Source organism: Rhizobium acaciae (assembly GCF_025941625.1).
Lineage (GTDB): Bacteria > Pseudomonadota > Alphaproteobacteria > Rhizobiales > Rhizobiaceae > Rhizobium > Rhizobium acaciae.
On sequence record NZ_JAPCZO010000005.1, the window covers coordinates 225,262 to 243,686 of the forward strand.

At 61.5% G+C, this 18,425-nt stretch carries 19 protein-coding genes; 4 read left to right on the forward strand and 15 right to left on the reverse strand.

All coding sequences use genetic code 11. The annotated features are described in order from the left end of the window. Positions 1-160 precede the first annotated feature (160 nt). Positions 161-1,705 carry a methionine--tRNA ligase gene (locus tag OLZ32_RS10290; RefSeq protein WP_264420892.1) on the forward strand — a complete coding sequence of 515 codons (1,545 nt, stop codon included), beginning with the start codon at positions 161-163 and terminating at the stop codon, positions 1,703-1,705. Between the two features lie 145 nt (positions 1,706-1,850). Here the strand turns inward: OLZ32_RS10290 and OLZ32_RS10295 are convergent, their stop codons facing one another. The 9 genes from OLZ32_RS10295 to OLZ32_RS10335 all read right to left on the reverse strand — a co-directional run bounded on the left by OLZ32_RS10295 (position 1,851) and on the right by OLZ32_RS10335 (position 10,197). Beyond that, positions 1,851-2,225 (reverse strand): DUF3307 domain-containing protein, encoded by a 375-nt coding sequence (locus OLZ32_RS10295; RefSeq protein WP_003545948.1) that lies wholly within the window; start codon positions 2,223-2,225, stop codon positions 1,851-1,853. Positions 2,226-2,238: 13 nt separating this feature from the next. After that, positions 2,239-4,101 carry an adenylate/guanylate cyclase domain-containing protein gene (locus tag OLZ32_RS10300; protein WP_264420894.1) on the reverse strand — a complete coding sequence of 621 codons (1,863 nt, stop codon included), beginning with the start codon at positions 4,099-4,101 and terminating at the stop codon, positions 2,239-2,241. Next, positions 4,091-5,407, reverse strand: a complete 1,317-nt coding sequence (locus OLZ32_RS10305) for an NAD(P)/FAD-dependent oxidoreductase (RefSeq protein ID WP_264420896.1) — start codon at positions 5,405-5,407, stop codon at positions 4,091-4,093. Before OLZ32_RS10305 ends, OLZ32_RS10300 begins: the two co-directional genes overlap by 11 nt. Positions 5,408-5,410: 3 nt before the next feature. Continuing rightward, a complete protein-coding gene (locus tag OLZ32_RS10310) occupies positions 5,411-5,884 on the reverse strand; it encodes a DoxX family protein (RefSeq protein WP_131666116.1) in 474 nt (157 codons plus the stop codon). 15 nt (positions 5,885-5,899) lie between these two features. After that, positions 5,900-6,685 carry an HvfC/BufC family peptide modification chaperone gene (locus OLZ32_RS10315; protein WP_264420900.1) on the reverse strand — a complete coding sequence of 262 codons (786 nt, stop codon included), beginning with the start codon at positions 6,683-6,685 and terminating at the stop codon, positions 5,900-5,902. Next, positions 6,675-7,700 carry an MNIO family bufferin maturase gene (bufB, locus tag OLZ32_RS10320; RefSeq protein ID WP_264397090.1) on the reverse strand — a complete coding sequence of 342 codons (1,026 nt, stop codon included), beginning with the start codon at positions 7,698-7,700 and terminating at the stop codon, positions 6,675-6,677. The genes OLZ32_RS10315 and bufB overlap by 11 nt, the downstream gene beginning before the upstream one ends. Positions 7,701-7,741: 41 nt before the next feature. Continuing rightward, positions 7,742-8,011, reverse strand: coding sequence for a BufA1 family periplasmic bufferin-type metallophore (locus OLZ32_RS10325; protein WP_003545955.1), 270 nt, complete (start codon positions 8,009-8,011; stop codon positions 7,742-7,744). 244 nt (positions 8,012-8,255) lie between these two features. Continuing rightward, positions 8,256-9,335 carry a patatin-like phospholipase family protein gene (locus OLZ32_RS10330; protein ID WP_264397091.1) on the reverse strand — a complete coding sequence of 360 codons (1,080 nt, stop codon included), beginning with the start codon at positions 9,333-9,335 and terminating at the stop codon, positions 8,256-8,258. Positions 9,336-9,366: 31 nt separating this feature from the next. Next, a complete protein-coding gene (locus OLZ32_RS10335) occupies positions 9,367-10,197 on the reverse strand; it encodes a 3-hydroxybutyrate dehydrogenase (RefSeq protein ID WP_003545957.1) in 831 nt (276 codons plus the stop codon). Between the two features lie 178 nt (positions 10,198-10,375). On the opposite strand from OLZ32_RS10335, the gene OLZ32_RS10340 reads away from it, so the two are divergent. The 3 genes from OLZ32_RS10340 (at position 10,376) to OLZ32_RS10350 (ending at position 13,259) form a co-directional block, all read left to right on the forward strand. Continuing rightward, on the forward strand, positions 10,376-11,272 hold the full coding sequence (locus OLZ32_RS10340; protein ID WP_003545959.1) for a LysR family transcriptional regulator: 897 nt from the start codon (positions 10,376-10,378) through the stop codon (positions 11,270-11,272). 193 nt (positions 11,273-11,465) lie between these two features. Beyond that, on the forward strand, positions 11,466-11,957 hold the full coding sequence (locus OLZ32_RS10345) for a cupin domain-containing protein (protein WP_017990502.1): 492 nt from the start codon (positions 11,466-11,468) through the stop codon (positions 11,955-11,957). Positions 11,958-12,044: 87 nt separating this feature from the next. Further along, positions 12,045-13,259 (forward strand): MFS transporter, encoded by a 1,215-nt coding sequence (locus OLZ32_RS10350; RefSeq protein ID WP_264420902.1) that lies wholly within the window; start codon positions 12,045-12,047, stop codon positions 13,257-13,259. 527 nt (positions 13,260-13,786) lie between these two features. Here OLZ32_RS10350 and OLZ32_RS10355 read toward each other — a convergent pair. The 6 genes from OLZ32_RS10355 to OLZ32_RS10380 form a co-directional block, all read right to left on the reverse strand. Beyond that, positions 13,787-14,926, reverse strand: coding sequence for a PAS domain-containing sensor histidine kinase (locus OLZ32_RS10355; RefSeq protein ID WP_017990505.1), 1,140 nt, complete (start codon positions 14,924-14,926; stop codon positions 13,787-13,789). Next, the gene (locus OLZ32_RS10360) at positions 14,923-15,714 is read right to left on the reverse strand and encodes an alpha/beta fold hydrolase (RefSeq protein WP_017990506.1); all 792 of its coding nucleotides are present in this window, start codon (positions 15,712-15,714) and stop codon (positions 14,923-14,925) included. The genes OLZ32_RS10355 and OLZ32_RS10360 overlap by 4 nt, the downstream gene beginning before the upstream one ends. Positions 15,715-15,846: 132 nt before the next feature. Beyond that, a complete protein-coding gene (locus OLZ32_RS10365; protein ID WP_264397093.1) occupies positions 15,847-16,383 on the reverse strand; it encodes a DUF4334 domain-containing protein in 537 nt (178 codons plus the stop codon). Positions 16,384-16,534: 151 nt separating this feature from the next. After that, entirely contained in the window at positions 16,535-17,098 is a 564-nt protein-coding gene (locus OLZ32_RS10370) for a biotin transporter BioY (protein ID WP_264397094.1), read from the reverse strand. A 24-nt stretch (positions 17,099-17,122) separates the two neighbouring features. After that, positions 17,123-17,731, reverse strand: a complete 609-nt coding sequence (locus tag OLZ32_RS10375) for an energy-coupling factor transporter transmembrane component T family protein (RefSeq protein WP_264420903.1) — start codon at positions 17,729-17,731, stop codon at positions 17,123-17,125. Further along, the gene (locus OLZ32_RS10380) at positions 17,731-18,405 is read right to left on the reverse strand and encodes an energy-coupling factor ABC transporter ATP-binding protein (RefSeq protein ID WP_032987417.1); all 675 of its coding nucleotides are present in this window, start codon (positions 18,403-18,405) and stop codon (positions 17,731-17,733) included. The genes OLZ32_RS10375 and OLZ32_RS10380 overlap by 1 nt, the downstream gene beginning before the upstream one ends. Between the last annotated feature and the right edge of the window lie 20 nt (positions 18,406-18,425).

Sequence of the window (18,425 nt, forward strand, 5' to 3'; positions counted from 1 at the left end):
GCATGGACAACACCGTGATCAGCACTTTCGTGATGATGATGCCGCGCTCATAGCGTGGCGGGTTTCGTGCGTCCAGAATGCACCAGCGACCGCCCTCGAGGCGGTCTTTTCATGGGTCGATCCGTCTCGCGGGCAATAACAGCCTTCGAAAGGAACACCGATGAACAAGATCTACATCACCACCTCGATCCCCTATGTGAATGCCGCGCCGCATGTGGGCTTTGCCCTCGAACTGGTCCAGGCCGATGCCTATGCCCGCCATTTCCGGCTTCTCGGCCACGACATCAGGTTGCAGTGCGGAACCGACGACAACAGCCTGAAGAATGTCCGGTCGGCGGAAGCCTCGGGAGTGCAGGTCAAGGACTTCGTCAATGCGAACGCGGACAAGTTCGAGCGCCTCGGCCGTCTGCTCGATATCTCCAACGAGGAATTCGTCCGCACCTCCCGTGATCCAAGGCATATCGCCTGCGTCCACGCCTTGTGGAGGGCATGCGCCGGAAATGGCGACCTCTATCGCAAGGCCTATGAGGGTCTCTATTGCGTCGGTTGCGAGCAATTCTACGAGCCGTCGGAACTCGACGACGGGCGCTGCCCGGAACATGGCATTGCCCTTGAGACCATCCGCGAGGAGAACTGGTTCTTCCGTCTTTCCCGATACGGCGACCGGCTGCTTGAGCTTGTCGAGACGGGCGAGCTTCGCATCGTTCCCGCCCATCGGCGCAACGAGGTTCTTGCCCTGCTGCGGCGTGGCCTGACCGACATCAGCGTGTCGCGCAGTGCGGAGCGGGCGCGAGGCTGGGGCGTTCCCGTCCCCGATGGAGATGAGGTGGTCTACGTCTGGTTCGATGCCCTGGCGAACTACCTCACAGGTCTCGGCCACGGCTCCGACCAAGCCCTCTTGCAGTGCTATTGGAACGGCGGCCAACGCATCCATATTGTCGGCAAGGGTATCTCCAAGTTCCACGCCATCTACTGGCCGGCCATCCTCTTGTCCGCTGGCCTGCCGCCGCCATCGTCGATCCTCGTGCACGGCTACGTCACGGTGGCCGGCCGGAAAATCGGCAAGTCGGCCGGCAACGGCATCGATCCCGAACGCATCATCCAATCCTATGGGACGCCGGACGCGCTACGCTATTACCTGCTCCGGCATATACGCTCGGGAGACGATGGCGATTTCTCCGCCGAACGTCTCGAAGCCGCCTGGTCGGGCGAGCTCGCAGGGCAGCTCGGAAATCTCGCCAACCGGGTGCTTGCGCTTCTGTCCACGTCATTCGGCGGAATCGTTCCGCCTGTGCCGGACAGCGCGTTCGTAGACGAGGCTGCCCGCCTTCCGGGGAAGGTGGCGCAAGCTTTCGATGCCTACGAGCTGCATGTCGGCCTCGCCGATATTTTTGCGTTTATCGGCGAGGCGAACAGGCGGTTTACACAACGCGCGCCGTGGGCGGATGCGAAAGCCCTGCTTGCCGATCTCACGCACGAAGATCGGAGGGCGACCGCCGCTCGTCTTAGCGCTTGCCTGGCCGAGCAGGTTTATGGCCTTGCCATCATTGCCCGCTGCCTCCTGCCGCTCCTGCCGAGCTCGGCCACAAAGCTGCATTCCAGGCTTGGAATACCGTTACCTCGCCTTTATCGGGACCCCTTGACCGTGGCTGGAGTCAAAGCCGCCCCGCAAGCCGTCCTCTTTCCGCAAAGAGCGGCGGCTTGAGGAGGCAGCCCGAGACTCTCTGCGCTGCAACTTTAGGCAGCGCAGAGTTCGAGCCTGGCGGCGGTAAGAGAGGGTATTCATCCTCGTCCGGATCGCACTGACAGCAGAGATTCGGATGATCTGTAGGATCGACCAAAACTCTGTGTCACATCGCAGCAGCCAAGATCCCAGTGTAGGTCAAATGATGCAACAACTGATCCGCTCCGTGCGCGGCCCAGTAAGGACGGGTTGTCATGGCAGCCGGATGGCGGCGCGAATGTACGGCCTTCAAGTGATCGATGGTGAAGTGAATTAGAAATTCGGCCAGCGCCAAGACCGCGACCGTCGCGCCATCCAGCCCGAACAAAAACAATCCCGGAAGGGTGCCTGCGACGTGGATCGCTGCATGGATATAGCCGCCCGGATGGCGGATATCGCCCTTGCCCTGCAAAATCCAGGCCGGCTGCAAGAGATAGTCGGCGGCGAAATGCTTGACCTGCAGCCAGGCGAGTAGGCCAATAAGGGAAGATGCACTTTCCATGATCCTTCCTCCCTCAAATCGGGGGCGATTTCCGGTCCAGGGTAAAGATCGGCACCGGTTGCGATTTGCCCCGCACTACCGTCTCTCCCAGCGAGCGGGCATCGAGCCGCCCGTCTGCCCGTTCCCACGTCTCGCCACTCAACACGATTTCAACGCCTTTGTCTTTGGCGACGCCGACCAGGCGGCTCGCGAGATTTACGGCATCGCCAATCGCCGTGTAGCTCAGGCGTTCGGCCGAGCCGATATTGCCGACGAGTGCCGTCCCGCTGTTGATGCCGATCCTGACCCGCACGGCGTCATGCTGGGGCGCAAGCGGCGGGATGGCATGCATCGCGTCACGGATCGCGGCCGCCGCACGGCAGGCGCGCGACGCGTGATCGGGCTCGTCGTTCGGGGCATTCCAGATCGCCATCACAGCGTCGCCGATGAATTTGTCGACCGTGCCGCCCTCGGCGTGGATCGCGGCGATGGAAAGCGTCAGGAAGCGGGTGAGATGCGGCTCGACACCGGCGCCGAGTTCCTCGGTCATCTCCGTAAAGCCCGGCAGGTCGGCGAAGAGAACCGTGATGTCGGTGAGCTTGCCGCCGGGCCTGGGCTCGATGCCGCCGTTGACGAGCGGCCTGACGACATCGAGCGGCATGAAGCGGGCGAAGGCCGATAGCCCCGAAGACATCCGTTTCAGCGCGACGGAGAAGTCATTAAGTTCAACCAGCACGGTCGGCGTGTGGCTGACGGCATCGAGTTCGAAGCGTTCGACCGCATGCAGCTGTCGGGCAAGGCGGGCGAGCGGCCGGGCGAAAAGCAGGCGGGCGAAAATAATCGCGGTGACAGCGGCGAGTAGCGCGATGCCAGCGACGATGAAGAGCACGCGCTTGGTGTTCTGATCGATATCGCCGGCGAAGGTGGAGCGCGGAATCGCCGTCAGCAACCGCCAGTCTTCAAATGGCAGCGCACTGGACGAGATGAAGACCGGCCCGAGAGCGTCACTCCGTTGCAGCGTGCGGAAGACGCTTTGAGGATGGGTTCGGCGCGCGGATGCGACGGCAGCAGAAAGCACGTCGGTCTTCGGAAAATCCGCGAGATGGGCGGCCATGACGCCGTCCGACGGTTCGGATGTAGCGAGGACCACATCGTCCTTCGCGAGCACATAGACTTTGCTCTCGGAAGGAATGTTGAGGCCCTGCAATGTCAGCGACAGCTGTCGCAGGCTGACCGCTACCATGACGACACCTTCGAGCCGCCCGAAGGCTTCGACCCGTTTGGAAAGAACGATCGAAGGCTCGAAACCGCTTGGCAATATGTCCACGACGGTCCATGCCGCACCGGTGCTGTCTTTGCCCTTGCGATACCAGGACGCGCCCTCCGTCACATAGGCGCTCTCGGTCTTGACGCGTTCTTCGAAGAATATGTCGCCGGGGATCGGCTTGTATCGGTCACGGCGCAATGTTCGAGGTTTGCCGGGCGCGGCTTTGCCGATTTCGACCATCTCGATCCGGCCATCGGGGGCGGCATGCGAGCCGAAGAAGCGCCCATCGGTGAAACCGAACCCGATCCAGGCGATCGCCGGCTGCTCACGCAGCAGCGAGAGAAATAAGAACTCGCGCTTGACCTCGTCGTCGGGCTTGATGGCGCCCTGGAAGAAGACGGAGCGGATTATTTCAGCCGTGCTCGATACGAGTGCGAGTTGCGAGGCGAGTTCGTTGCGGACGGCCCCAGTGCTCTGCGCATCCAGGGCCGCCACGACATTATCGACATTGGCACTCGCGGTGCGTTGCCAGATCAGATGTACCAGGATCGCCGTCGAGATGACGGCAAGCAGCAGCAGCAGGGTGACTGCGCGGCCCATCTTCACGCGGGGAAGGAAATCAGCGCTCATGGCGGTCGGTGATGAGGCGGACGCTGCGCTCATAGCGAAGATAGGCCAGGCCCCAATCCATGAAAACCACGAGGCGATTGCGGAAACCGACGAGGAACCAGAGATGGGCGAGGTTCCAGACCAGCCAGGCCGAAAACCCGGACAGCTTGATCCGTCCGAAATCGGCGACCGCCGCCTTGCGGCCGATCGTGGCGAGATTGCCGAAATGCCGATAACGGAATGGCTCGACCGGATTGCCCGCGATGAGCGCCCGGATGGCATGCGCGGCATGCTCGCCCATCTGCTTGGCGGCCGGGGCTATGCCCGGCACAGGGCGGCCATCCTCGTTCTTCACCGCGGCGGTATCGCCGATGACGAAGATGTTGTCGTGGCCGGGGACATTCAGCCGTTCGTCGACCACCGTGCGGCCGGCGCGGTCGGCCGCGGCGCCGAGCCATTTGGCCGCTTTGGATGCCATGACACCCGCGGCCCAAAGCACGCATGCCGAGCCGATGTGGCGGCCGTCGGCGAGCATGACGCCTTCGCCATCGCAATGGGTGACGGCAGCCGTGGCCAACACTTCGACGCCCAGGCCTTCAAGCTGACGCTGCGCCTTTGCCGAAAGGCAGGCCGGCATGGTGGGCAGGATACGGTTGCCAGCTTCGACCAGGACGACGCGTGCCGAAGCGGCATTGATGTGACGGAAGTCGCGAACCACGACCTTGCGGGCAAGTTCGGCAATCGCACCGGCCATTTCGACGCCTGTCGGGCCGCCGCCGACCACAACGAAGGTCAGTAACGCCTCGCGCCGCTGATCATCCTCAGTGACTTCGGCGCGTTCGAAAGCGGAGAGAATCCGGGCACGGATCTCCGTCGCGTCGCCGATCGTCTTCAGGCCCGGCGCGCTTTCGGCCCACTCCTCATGGCCGAAATAGGCATGACGGGCGCCAGTGGCGACAACAAGATAGTCGTAGGGGATAGAGCGCTCGGCGGTGTGAACAACCTGCATGGCTTTCTCGATCCGCTCGACCCTTTGCATCAATACCGTCACATTCTTCTGGCGCGACAGGATGCGGCGGATCGGCATCGCGACTTGCGCGGGGGATAGGCCTGCAGTCGCCACCTGGTAGAGCAGCGGCTGGAAGAGGTGATAATTGCGACGGTCGATAACGGTGATATCGACCTGGATGCTCTTGAGCGCCACGGCTGCGGCAAGCCCGCCGAAGCCGGCACCGAGAATGACCACGCGTGGGCGGCCATTCCCGGGCATTGGGCGGATCATGTTCGGCGCACCGCCCGTCATCGCGCCCTCGGCTTCGATCCGCATGGCTCAGCGCTCCCGCGAGAAAAAGCGGCCGGCGAGATGGTCGAGCGAAATGACGCCCGCGCCTCGCGCGAAAATCAGCAGCAGCGGAGCCGCCCAGGTCAGATGTTCGCCCCAATGGGTGGGATAGACGAAGATCTGGATCGTCGCCACGACCCCAAGCAGCATCAGTGCCGCGAGACGCGAAAAGAGGCCGAAGAAGATCAGGATTGCACCCGACAGTTCGGCGGCCGTGGCGAGCAGGGCCGCGACACCGGGATCGAGCACCGGCAGGCGGTATTCGAAGGCGAAGAGCTGGACCGTGACGGGCCAGGAGGCGAGCTTGCTCTGCGACGATTGCCAGAACACGTTCGCAACAGTGAGCCGCGCAACGAGCTGCACGGCCGAAAGCGGCACGGATGAGGCTAGTCGGAGTGCCTGCGAATAAAGGCCGGCGAAGCCGCCTCGTTCGGGCATGGATGTCGGGGTCATCATGGTCATCGATCCATTTCCTTGTCAGTTGATGTTTGCAGGTTGGTGGCGGACACGCGTGACGAGTCCGTCGGCAAAGAGACCGCCGATCGAGGCGACGAGGTCGAAATTCGGATCGCGCGCGGCGGCTTTCTTGACGGCATGTTCAAGTCCGCGGCCGCTCTTTAGCGCCTGCAGAAAGGCGTAATGGGCGCCGTTGAGGCGAAGAAAGCGAACGCTGTCCCGGTTCCGCCACAAGGCGATCCGCTGCGGTTGCCTTCTGATGCCGCCAAGCTGTTCGAGATCGCCGCTTGCCTGGTGCGCCGACCAGATGTCGAGCGCCGGCCAGCGGCAAAAGAGCAGTCGCAAAGACGGCTGTAGGATCAACTCGGGCATGGTGTCTTCGCCACCCCGGGAGAGTTCCGTCATATTCGCCGGCGGCAGCGGCGGCGCATCCAGCGCCTCGGCGATCAGCCATTCAAGGCGCGCCGTATCGGCGATGAAGGGCATAGGCCTGAGGTCTTCGAGCCGGCCGAGGAAATCGGCGAAGTCGCTGCCATAGCGTACCAGCCGCGCTTCGGACGGCGGGCTCACGCGGATGAAACTTGCGGCAATATGGCGGAAATACCGCTCTCCAATCAGGCTGACGCCGACAGGGAAGACCGACACGAGCGTGGCACTCAGCGATGCGAATGTGTTGTTGCGGTAGATGTTGAAGCGGCGCATGGGATCGAAGCGGCCGCCCGTGTCGAATGAGGGACCGAGATCCGGCCCTTGACGGCAAAGGATAGCATCCGCGACGGCGTGCTGCAGTTCGAGTTCAGACAGCATAACGCGCCCTCCGTGTGACGGAGTTGCTCGCGAAAACCGACGGTGTGATCGTCGTCAAGGCCGAGATCGCAGGCATGGCGCCGCGTGCGAGATTGCTCGTGGAGGGCAGCTCGATGCCGTGGAACCTGCGGTCCGGCTGCTGGGCGATTTGCGGCGCACCACGCTTCTCGAAACTGATCGAGGCGGCCATCATGTCGGCCCACATTGCTTCGCCGAGCAGCACATCGAGCGCGGGAACTTCGGTGTCCCATTCGATCAGCGTCGGGCGTGGGCCGATCTTGCGCAGCACATGCGCATAGAGCGACCAGACGGCCGGCGGCACGCGCGAGCCGTGATCGTCGATCAGCACGATGTCGCCCTCGACCTCGTTGACCGCATGGCCGGCCAGATGGATCTCGCCGATGGCATCGGCGGGCAGGTCGTCGATGAAGGCCTTGGCGTCGAAATCGAGATTGCAGGCCGAGACATAGACATTGTTGATGTCGAGCAGGAGGCCGCAACCGGTGCGCTTGACGAGCTCGGCGAGGAATTGCGCCTCGGTCATCGTGGAATTGGCGAAGGCGATATAGGCCGACAGGTTCTCGATGAAGACGCGGCGCTGCAGCCTGTCCTGCAACTGGTCGACATTGGCGACGACGATATCGAGCGCATCTTCGTCGTAGCGGAGCGGCAGGAGATCGTTGAGATAGGCGCCGTCGGCAACGCTCCAGGCCAGATGTTCCGAGACCAATGCTGGCTGAAACCGGATGCACACGCTCCGCAACCGGTCCAGATGGTCCCGATCAAGGCCCGAAGCGCTGCCGAGCGAGAGACCGACGCCATGCACCGACAGCGGATAGGTCTCGCGCAAATTTTCCAAAGCATCGACGGCGGCGGAATCGCCCATGTAGTTTTCAGCATGGACCTCCAGCCATCCCGCCGAAGGCCGGCGGGAGATCATATCGGAAATATGCGGGGAGCGCAGACCAATGCCCGCGGCATCCGGTACTGGAAGATTGGGAAATATCTTGGACATTGGTCACTCCTTCATATGGGTTGAATGAAGCTTGGGAGGCCTCAGGCCTTGGGTTCGATCGCGCCGCCGGAAATCTTGGCGCAGGTGCCGGCCGGCACGTAGACCCAGGCATCACCCTGGTTGTCGGCCGTCGAGGTGCCAGCGCAGGAATGGGTGGCCGTCTGGCAATCGTTGAGGCCGGCCTTGACGACGCCGTAGCACTTCTCGAACGAGAATTCGGGCTGTGCAGCCGGGCCGGCAAAGGCGCTGGAGGCAGCCATGGAAGTGATGGCAGCAAGGGCGGAGCCGATGAGGATGCGGGTCGAGTTCATGGAAATGTCTCCTGGTTGAGGTTGGATCAAACCGGTTTCCGGCTTGACTGGAATTACTTTCCCGCATTGCCGGTGATGTTTGAAATGCTGTTGCGGCATGGTTTTCATAGGTTGGCGCTATGCGCGGCAGCGGCTGGCGAGAAGGCAAAAAATACCCCCCGGCGGCGACCGGGGGGAGGAAGTGGCATGCAGCGAGGGAGGGCGCGGGACGGAACCGGCGACGCGGAAGGAACTCCTTGGAAAATCAGAGATATCGTTCGCGAATGTCGACTGTCGATCGCTTGCCGATGTCCTGGTAGTTGGCCAGCAGCCACATGTCGGCGCATTCCCGGCCGCGGTCGCGCAGATCGACCAACGCCCCCCAATCGGCATTGAGCTTGCTCGACACGGAGAGGCTCTTCATCGTCTCGTCATCGGAGATGCCGTGCACGAAGATGCGCTTGAGATTGCCGGTACTTTCCGGAGACGCATCGATCAAATCGGTGACGAAAGCCACCGCCCGCATTTCCCGCAGCAGCGACGAATTGAAACTGATCTCGTTGATGCGATTGAGTATCTCGGAGGCGGTGTGTGGCACCTCGGCACGCTCGATCGGATTGATATGGACGACCAGCACATCCGGCGTGTCGCAGCCATAGATCAGCGGAAAGATCGCCGGATTGCCCATATAGCCGCCATCCCAGTAGGACTCGCCGTCGATCTCGACCGCCTGAAACAGGAAAGGCAGACAGGCCGAAGCCATGATGGCATCGATCGACAGTTCGTCATTGCCGAACACTTTGACCTTGCCGGTCCGGACATTGGTGGCGCAGATGCTGAGCTTCACCGGGCAGCGCGCCATCCGGATCGCATCCATGTCGACCGATTGCTCCAAGATCTGCCGGAGCGGATTGAAATTGAAAGGGTTGAACTGGTAGGGCGACATCAGCCGCGTCACCATGTCGAACATCATGAAGGCCGGCGAGAATTCCAGCGCCCGAGATCCGGTCATCTTGTCGAAGATCGTCGGCTGTAGAGGCCCGGATGCCGATGCATGGCTGACGCGCCGCCAGAAATTGGCGAGCGCGGTCTGCGCCCCGCTCCGCCCGCCTTCGGCCAGGCCATAGGCCAATACCGCGGCATTCATTGCGCCGGCGCTGGTTGCGACGACACCTTCCAACGACAGCTTCGGCTCGTCGAGCAGCCGATCGAGCACACCCCAGGTGAAGGCGCCATGCGCGCCTCCGCCCTGGAGCGCCAGATTGAGCGTCCGCGGCTCTCGCTCAGAGGAGGCGACAACCGCGCTGTCGGAGATTATTTTCTTCACACCTGCGTGCTTGTTCATGGTCCTCACTCCCGATTTGTTTGTGTTGAGATCAATGCGCCGTCCACCCGCCGTCGACCGGAATGGCCGTGCCGGTGATGGAGCTCGCCAGATCGCAGCAGAGAAAGACGCTGAGGGCGCCCATTTCCTCGACGGTTGCGAAACGCTTGGTCGGCTGGTTCTTGAGAAAAACGTCGCGGATCACTGCGTCACGGGCGATGTTATGCGACTTCGCCTGCGCGTCGATCTGCTGCTCGACAAGCGGCGTCCAGACATAGCCGGGGCAGATTGCATTCGACGTCACGCCGAACTCGGCACCCTCAAGTGCAATCGACTTGGTGAACCCCACCATGCCGTGCTTTGCTGCGACATAGGCCGACTTGAAGGGCGAGGCGACAAGGCCGTGAGCTGAGGCGACATTGATGATGCGGCCATAACCGCGCTCGCGCATGCCGTCGAAAGTGGCCTGGACAAGATGAAAGGCGGCCGACAAGTTGATCGCCATGATCGCATCCCACTTCTCGGGCGGAAATTCGCCTATGGGAGAAACATGCTGGATGCCGGCATTGTTGACGATGATATCGACCTGGCCGAACCGTGCCTGTGCGCGCTCCACCATCATCAGGATAGCGTCGCGCTTCGACATATCGGCGCTGTCATAGGCGACATCGACATCGTTGCCTTCGGCCATCTCGGCTCGCAACGTTTCAATCTCGGCCGGATCGCCGAAACCATTGAGCATGATCGAGGCGCCCGCCCTTGCCAGCGCATGGGCAATGCCAAGGCCGATGCCGCTGGTCGAGCCCGTCACGATCGCCGTACGACCTTCGAGCATCTTCCGGCCAGCCAGGGCTTCGGTTTCTGTAGCAAGCAGATTGAGCATCGCATTCTCCATTTTTAGGCGCCACGACGTGTAGCTTCCCGTTCAAAATGGCGCGGCTGCAGTCATAAGAGAAATGCCGCTCGCTAATGGAATTGATAATTCAGTGGCATTGGCGGAAGATAGCACGCGGGACCAGAATAGATGCACTGGCATACATTTGGGTTATTGGGGAGCGGATATGGATATTCATCACATCCGGTATTTTCTGGCCGTTTGCGAAACGCGCAACTTCACGCGCGCGGCGCAGAACTGCAATGTCACCCAGCCCGCGCTGAGCCGCGCCATTCAGCAGCTCGAGGACGAGGTGGGCGGGCTGCTTTTCCGCCGCGAACGGAACCTCACCCACATCACCGATCTCGGCAACCTATTGCGTCCGCGTTTCCAGCAAGTGCAGGACGAACTTCTGGGCGTCAAAACCGAGGCGTCGAGATTTCTCTGCCTCAACGATGCGCACCTCAAGGTCGGCATCATGTGCACGATCGGACCGCGGCGCTTTACCGGCCTGCTCACCGACTTCAACATGCGCCACAAGGGCATCCAGCTCCAACTCGTCGAGGGCATTCCGGCCAAGTTGTCGGGCTTGCTGGAACAGGGCGAGCTCGATATCGCGATCATGTCGAGCGCCGACAATTTTCCGGAACGCTTCGATGTGACGCCGCTGTTTCGGGAACGGTTCATGCTGGCCTTTCCGTCGGGGCACCGGCTCGGCCAATACGATGCGATTCCGATCGCCGCGATTGATGGCGAGATCTATCTTCGCCGTGTCAATTGCGAGTACTGGGACTACCTGACAGATCTCTGCGACGCCCAGGGCGTGAGCACTATCGTCTCCTATTCGAGCGAACGGGAGGATTGGATTCAGAATCTTGTCGCCGGAGGGCTCGGTATCTGTTTCATTCCGGAATACAGCGCGGTCGTGCCTGGCCTGCAAGTCCGGCCCGTCGCCGAACCGGAGGTGACCCGCGAAGTCTGCCTTGTAACCGTAACCGGCCGCCGCTTCTCCCCCGCCGTCTCGACTTTCGTCAGCGCGGTCAAATCGTACGGTTGGGCCACGCTGCCAGGCCGCTCGCACTGAAAGCATAACGAATGCAATGATTTGTGCTCCGTGTCCTGGTGATGCGGAGGCGTCCGTACGCCCTGCGTTTCACGATAGCTTCAGGCTATGGAATTGAGAATGAGGCGGCATTTCTCATTCGCCATCGAACTCTCCATGCTCCTTGTCATGCCCGGCGCGAACGCTTCATCCGGGCTCAACAAGGAGAACTCTGATGAAATTCGACCTCAATGCCAAGCGCATGACACTCGCCACCGTCCTCACTCTCGCATCCTTCACCGCCATCCCGACCGGCTATGCCTATGCCGGCGAATGCCCGGTTGATCAGGTCGCCGAAAACGGCATGCAGCCCGGCGAAATGATGCCGAAGAACGTGACCGACGAGGTCATTTCCTCGATCGATCTCGCCTCCAAGGGCGATGCCTGGAAGAACAGTGCCCTACGCATGCGCAAGCTCGTCGTGCAGCCCGGCGGCGTCGTGCCGTGGCATTCGCATGAGGCTCGCCCGGCCAATATCCTGATCGTTTCGGGCTCGATCACCGAATACCGCAGCACCTGCAAAGTGCCGATCGAGCACAAGGCCGGCGACGTGACTGCCGAATTCGGCATGCTGTCGCATTGGTGGAAGAACAATGGCAGCGAGCCGGCTGTCCTCTACTCCGCCGACATCCTGACCTCGGAAGCGCAAAAGCACGAATCCATGTGAGCCGCTCCCAGGCTCGCTGAAAGGCGTCTCCGGTCCCGCCAGATCGGAGATGCCGCACCACTTCATCCAACCTTTGGAGCGATCGCCATGACCGGCATCGAGCACGTCCTCAATCCGCCGCGCGCGAATCTCGGAGCCGACACCGATCGTTGGCGCTTTGCCGTCATCGCGCTGATCGCCTTTCTGACGCTGGTCGATCTCTTCGCGGCCCAGGCGATCCTGCCCGCACTGGTCGAGAAATTCCAGGTCAGTCGCGCCGCGATGGGCTTTGCCGTCAATGCCAGCACTTTCGGCATGGCCGTCGCCGGCCTTGGCATTGCTTTCTTCGGTCGCAGGATCGATCGCCGCAGCGGTATTTGGATCAGCCTTGCGCTGCTTTCCCTTCCCACGACGGCTCTCGCCTTTACCAACGATCTGACGGTTTTTGCCATCCTCCGCATCGTCCAGGGCCTCTGCATGTCGGCAGCCTTCACGCTGACCATTGCCTATCTGTCGGAACACTTCTCGGCAACCCAGGCGACAGGCGCCTTGGCGGCCTATGTCACCGGCAATGTCGCGAGCAACTTCTTTGGTCGCATCCTGTCCGCAATGGTAGCCGGGTTCGGTGGGCTCGAAATCAATTTCCTCACCTTCGCGGCCCTCAACATCGCGGGAGCGCTGCTTGTCTGGCTCACCCTCAAAAAGACGTCGGCCATGATGCAGACCAGCGATGACGGATCATTCAACATGCGCCGATGGACTTATCATTTCGCCGATGGTGAGCTGCGCCGCGTCTTCGCGATCGGCTTCCTCATCCTTTTCGTCTTCATCGGAACCTTCACCTATGTAAACTTCCAACTTGTGGCTCTCGGCTTGTCGCCGATGACCCTCGGCCTCGTTTATCTGGTATTTCTGCCGTCGATGCTGACCACGCCGATGGCAGGCAAGCTCGCGGTCCGAACAGGGGCAAAACTCGGGATCATCTCGACGCTTGGGCTCGCCATTGCCGGCCTCGCGGCACTTCTCAGTCTCAGCTTGCCTTTGGTGTTGGCCGGACTGGCGCTTGTGGCAATAGGGACATTTCTCGCCCAAGCGATCGCCACCGGATTGGTTGGCCGACGCGCAGTCACGGACAAGGCAGGCGCCAGCGGAATTTACCTCGCCTCCTATTACACCGGGGGTCTCGCAGGTAGCCTCGTACTCGGCCAGATCTATGATCAGATGGGCTGGTCGACCTGTGTCGGCGTGCTCGTCGCAGCGCTGCTTGCAGCCATCGTGATCGCCCTTCCCATCGGCTCAATGCCCGGTCCATCCCGGCGATGATCCAGGGTCACCGAAACGCACATGGAACGGCATTCTCCATGTTCTCATTGATCAGTCGAAGGACGATTCGGTGAATGCGGACCTTGCCCGCTGATGCAACAGCCCACGCTTGACGTGATCCAGAATGTCATGAAAGTTTCATATTCAGGCTATTTTCGAGAGCGGGGAAATAATCTACTATTTTAATCAGGAAACAAGATTTCCTGAAACAAACGAAGGAGACTGATTGAGTATATTTCTTATGACTACCATGCTCATCGCAGGCTTTGTCCTGTATGCCCTGATCACCGGGGCGGCACGAGGGCGCACTGCCCAGTCCGCTGCAAACACCAAGCGCAGGTCGGGCAGTTCAGGAAATTCCGGCGATGGAGGTGGAGGCTGGTTCGATGCCTCAAGCGACGGCGGCTGTGATGGCGGTGGCGGAGATGGTGGAGGAGGAGACTAGATCAAACTGAAACCGATAGAATGCCCGACCGCCTCAAGGCGGTTTTTTGTTGCCCGGATTCCCGGCGCGGCTGTGCCCCGGGTCAATCCAAGGGCATCACAAAGGTGAAGCGCGTCTCCTTGTCATCGGAACTGACCGTGATCGTCCCGCCATGGGCGCGGGCGATTTCCGAAGCGATGTGCAGACCCAGCCCCAATCCTCTTTGACTTGTGCCGGCTTCGCCTGTGAAGAAAGGCTGAAAAAGCCGTGTCATCGCGTCGCTGGAAATCGGAGCGCCGCCATTGGCGATCCAAAGCTCCAGTCTTCCGTCGACAGTTGCCGCCGAGAGCCGCACCGGTTCGTCCGGTGTGCCATGGGTCAGGGCATTCCCCAGAAGATTGGACACCAACTGGCCGATCCGGCCGCTGTCGCAGTTTATCGGCCCGTCGAATTCGATCGTCACCTCAATTGCGCGGTCGAGATGACTGAAGCGGAGTTCTTCGATGACCTGCCGCAAGAGCGGCTCGAGATGCTCCGCCCGCCTCTCGAGCGTGATGCCGCCACCCAATCGTCCGCGCGCGAAGTCGAGGACGTTATCGATCAGGGCGGACATGCGAACGACGCTGCCCTGCATCAAATCGAGAACCTTAATCGCCCGATCGGTCTGCTTCTCTTTTCGCAGCATGCGCGCTGCGGCTGCAATCGAGGCAAGCGGGTTGCGCAGGTCGTGGCCGAGAACAGCAATGAATTCTTCCCGCAACTCGGCGGTTTGCTGTTCGAAGGCGAGTTTGGATTTGATGGTGGCGCCGGCAGCATCGGCGGCTGTGCGCGCATCGACCAGCTCCCGTTCATAGCGGCGACGCTCGGCAGCCTGAAACATCGTCACGCGGGTGAAAAGCAGGGCACCGTCTTCTGCACGTCTTTCCACGGCATTGGCGAGCACAGGCAGCTTTCTGCCGTCCACTGTGACAAGATCGAGGGCAACCTCGTTGAAAAACCCTTGCATGCGCAGCAAAGGCGCAAAATGGGTTTCGTAGAATATCCGGCCCGAGGTGTTGAGAAGGTCGTGAAGTCGTTTGCCGAGGAGCTGCTCGGCAGGGATGCCGATCCAGGTCGACAGCGTTCTGTTGACCTTGACGATGCGCCCGTCCGGCTGCAGCGAAAGATAGCCGCATGGCGCGTTTTCGTACAGGTCCTCGAGGTCTTCCGCCGGCATGGCGACCTGCATATCGGCATCGCTCATCGGACGAACCGCCGGATTGCCGATATGACCTCGTCGGGAGCGCTGAGGTTAGGGCAGTGGCCACTCGCATTCAGCACGACCAATTGGCTGTTTGGGACCTGCTGATGGACGAATTCGCCGACCTCTTCGCAGGCGATGACATCATTCCGGCACTGAAGGATCAGCGTTCTGGCAGTGACTTCAGCAAGGTCGCTGCGATTGTCCGACGTGAATGTCACCCGTGCGAACGCCTTGGCAATGTCCGGATCGGTGCGGCAGAAGCTATTTGTCAGCTCTTCGCCGAGTTCCGGTCGATCGGGATTGCCCATGATGACGGGCGCCATGGCGGCAGACCACCCCATGTGGTTGTCGTCCAACGACGCCAGCAGTTCGTCTATATCTGCCGCGCTGAAGCCGCCGTGATAGCCATCGTCATTGATATAGCGCGGCGACGGCCCGACGAGGACCAGGCTTTCAAACAGTTCCGGTGCCTGCAGCGACGCGATGACGCCGATCATCGCGCTGACCGAGTGCCCGACAAACACCGTTTGCGTCAGGCCGAGCGCGCGGCAAATTTCGACGAGGTCATCTGCATAACCCGACAATGACGAATATTTCCGGGCGTCATAAGCCGCAAGATCGGATCGTCCCGCGCCGACATGATCGAACAGCACTGTCTTGAAGTCGGCCTCAAAAGCCGGCGCCACGAAGCGCCACATATTCTGGTCGCAGCCGAATCCATGCGAGAAGATCATCGCACGCTGGCCATCGCCCCGGATTTGAACATGATTTCGATCGATGACGGTCATCTCGTCCTCTTCCCTACTTTCATAGCATGTTCCGCCTGTCATGGATTGAGGAAAGATCGGGGAGGCAACGGGTTCGATGGTCGTGTGACATGACATTCCGGAAGGCGGCCGCCCGGCCGTTTGCGACATGCCTCAGCCCGTCACTTTCCGGAGCTTGAAGAAGAATCGCCGAGGGTCGTCGTGCACGCACATCATCCCGGCAATGCCCTCATCGTCAATCCTCCGGAAGTAGTCCACGATCGGCTGTTTGTCGTAGACCATCGCAGCCGTTTTGACGCCGTCGAGGGCCTGAAGCCTCAATGAAGCTGTCGTGCCTCTGGCTCGAAGCAGCTTCTGCAGATACGAGAAGCTGTGGCGGGCGACGAACGTCCGGCCAAGGGGCGCCATCTTGATCGCCAGCCCAATAGGGAAAAAATTTGGCTCGATCGGCACGAGACGGCCCGGTCTCCACTGGAAGAGCAGGGCGTCCGCCCGCATGCCGGAATGGAAGCGCTTGCCAAACCAGTTGAGATTCTCGAGCACGCCGTCCAGTGGATGACCCGACGGAATGCCGACGCCGCTCCAAAGGCCGACCATGTCCTTTGGCCGGATGGGCTCCAGCGACCGGAACCAGGCAGCCATCTCCTCCTGCTGGTCGCCTGGCATGGGTTCTCCTTCAGGGATGTTCATTGCGGAAAAATGAAAAGAAGGCTTGGAAGTTCCCGTTCATGCGGACCGGGCGGAACGTCTGGTGAGACTTTCGCATAGATCCCATATCTTTAAGCCCAACGGCCCTCGAAGGAGCCGTTGGGGCATTCGCCAGACAAGATCGACCTCTGCGTCAGGCGCGCGACGGCAGCAGTGGATAGCCGACCATGACGGCGCGGCCAAGCAGGGCTGCGACGAAAGCCTTGATCACATCGCCGGGAATGAATGCCATCGAGCCGACGAAGGCTTTCGTGAAGCCGAGGCCGGCGACGGTCGCCAGATAGGTGATGCCGAAGGCGTAGAGCACGACGATGCCGCCGACCATGGCGGTGAGGAAGAAGCTCACCGTCTGCACCAGGCCGGATTGCTGATGGTTGACAAGCCGTTCGCTGAGATAGCCGGTGACGAAGGCGGCAAAGACCCAGCCGATCAGGAAGCCGGCCGTTGGCGATGCGAAGATGGCAAGCCCGCCGCGGCCGCCGGAAAGCACCGGCAGGCCGATCGCGACCAGCACCAGCACGATCAGTACGGCAATCGCGCCGCGCCGGGCGCCGAGCACGACGCCGGCCATCATCACGCCGAGGGATTGGGCGGTGATCGGCACCGGAATGAAGCCGAGCGAGATCGGCGGCAGCAGGCCGAGCGCCACGATGATCGCGGCAAAGAGGGCGGTAAGAACGAGATCGCGAGTGCTCATCATGAATTCCGTGTTTATCAATCGTTAACTCACATGCCGCCGAATGCCGCGCGCGTCAATCGCCGCGGCGATATTATCTGCATCCCTCAGCGTCAAGATGATCAGCGGCGCAAGCAGCGTCGTCGGCCGGACCTTCAGCCCGCGTGCCTTGTGCGCCTCGCGGATCGCCTGATAACGGCCGACGATCTCCGGTACGAAACGCAGCACCAGCCCGAGCGCCAGGCCGATATCGTCGGCCTGCACCCAGCCGGTGCGTTCGAGCGGGCGGGCAAGCGCCGTCACCTCGTCGATGAACTCGGTGATCGACGTCGTCGCCGTCACGGTAGCGGCCAGCAGCATCAGCGCCGTCAGCCGCAGCAGGGGCACGAGCGCCTCCTGCCAGGGATTGAAGATGAGGTTGAAGAGTGCCACGACCGCGATTGTCAGGAAGATCGGCCGCAGCCGCCTGAGCCCATCCGCAAACGGCAGGCCGACCATCCGGTAGAGAACCGCCGTCAGCAGCACGGCGGTCGACAGCAGGACGAGATTCCCGGTGATGAACAGCACGACGCCGAAGATCGTCAGCGACCACAGTTTTAGCCGCGGCGAAAGCCGGTGCATCACGCTGTTGCCTTCGACATAGAGCGACTGCATCAGGCGGCGATCTCCTTGTAGCGGGCGATCGCTTCGGCAGCCGGCGCATCTGCGGCAAGCCGCCCTTCATGAAACAGCAGCACCCGCTCGAAACCGGCGATCAGCTCCAGATCATGCGTGATGATGATGGCGCTTTCCGGGAGACCGGCGATAATCCCTTCGACCAGCGCCCGGTTCTTGAGGTCGAGTTGGTTGGTCGGTTCGTCGAGGATGAGGATGCCCGGCCCCGTTGCCAGTACCGAGCAGAGGGCCGCCACCTGCAACTCGCCGCCGGAAAGCTCATGTGCGCGCCGATCGGCCAGCGCCTCGGCGCCGAAGCGGGCCAGCACACCCTCGACCTTCGCCTCGATCTCCGCCTTGGTGAAGCCGCGCCGCTTGAGCCCGAAAGCGATGTCGTCTTTGACGATCGGCAGGATGATCTGGTTCTGCGGCGACTGGAAGATGAAACCGACATCGGCCACAGCGGTTTTCTCGTCGCTGGTGTCGCGGCCGTTGACGGTGACGCGGCCGACCGACGGTTTGGCCAACCCGTTGATCAGCCGCGCGAACGTGGTCTTGCCCGAGCCGTTCAGCCCGATGACGCCGATGCGTTTTCCACTGATGCCAAGCGTCAGCGGCTGCAGCGCCACCCGCGCCCCGAAACTGACCCCGGCGCCTTCGAAACGAATATCCAAACCAATCCCTCGCATCCATG

Bases quoted from the DNA above. Each gene is read 5' to 3' on its own strand.
- OLZ32_RS10290 (WP_264420892.1), top strand. From the start codon at position 161: ATGAACAAGATCTACATCACCACCTCGATCCCCTATGTGAATGCCGCG.
- OLZ32_RS10295 (WP_003545948.1), bottom strand. From the start codon at position 2,225: ATGGAAAGTGCATCTTCCCTTATTGGCCTACTCGCCTGGCTGCAGGTC.
- OLZ32_RS10300 (WP_264420894.1), bottom strand. From the start codon at position 4,101: ATGAGCGCTGATTTCCTTCCCCGCGTGAAGATGGGCCGCGCAGTCACC.
- OLZ32_RS10305 (WP_264420896.1), bottom strand. From the start codon at position 5,407: ATGCGGATCGAAGCCGAGGGCGCGATGACGGGCGGTGCGCCGAACATG.
- OLZ32_RS10310 (WP_131666116.1), bottom strand. From the start codon at position 5,884: ATGACCATGATGACCCCGACATCCATGCCCGAACGAGGCGGCTTCGCC.
- OLZ32_RS10315 (WP_264420900.1), bottom strand. From the start codon at position 6,685: ATGCTGTCTGAACTCGAACTGCAGCACGCCGTCGCGGATGCTATCCTT.
- bufB (WP_264397090.1), bottom strand. From the start codon at position 7,700: ATGTCCAAGATATTTCCCAATCTTCCAGTACCGGATGCCGCGGGCATT.
- OLZ32_RS10325 (WP_003545955.1), bottom strand. From the start codon at position 8,011: ATGAACTCGACCCGCATCCTCATCGGCTCCGCCCTTGCTGCCATCACT.
- OLZ32_RS10330 (WP_264397091.1), bottom strand. From the start codon at position 9,335: ATGAACAAGCACGCAGGTGTGAAGAAAATAATCTCCGACAGCGCGGTT.
- OLZ32_RS10335 (WP_003545957.1), bottom strand. From the start codon at position 10,197: ATGCTCAATCTGCTTGCTACAGAAACCGAAGCCCTGGCTGGCCGGAAG.
- OLZ32_RS10340 (WP_003545959.1), top strand. From the start codon at position 10,376: ATGGATATTCATCACATCCGGTATTTTCTGGCCGTTTGCGAAACGCGC.
- OLZ32_RS10345 (WP_017990502.1), top strand. From the start codon at position 11,466: ATGAAATTCGACCTCAATGCCAAGCGCATGACACTCGCCACCGTCCTC.
- OLZ32_RS10350 (WP_264420902.1), top strand. From the start codon at position 12,045: ATGACCGGCATCGAGCACGTCCTCAATCCGCCGCGCGCGAATCTCGGA.
- OLZ32_RS10355 (WP_017990505.1), bottom strand. From the start codon at position 14,926: ATGAGCGATGCCGATATGCAGGTCGCCATGCCGGCGGAAGACCTCGAG.
- OLZ32_RS10360 (WP_017990506.1), bottom strand. From the start codon at position 15,714: ATGACCGTCATCGATCGAAATCATGTTCAAATCCGGGGCGATGGCCAG.
- OLZ32_RS10365 (WP_264397093.1), bottom strand. From the start codon at position 16,383: ATGAACATCCCTGAAGGAGAACCCATGCCAGGCGACCAGCAGGAGGAG.
- OLZ32_RS10370 (WP_264397094.1), bottom strand. From the start codon at position 17,098: ATGAGCACTCGCGATCTCGTTCTTACCGCCCTCTTTGCCGCGATCATC.
- OLZ32_RS10375 (WP_264420903.1), bottom strand. From the start codon at position 17,731: ATGCAGTCGCTCTATGTCGAAGGCAACAGCGTGATGCACCGGCTTTCG.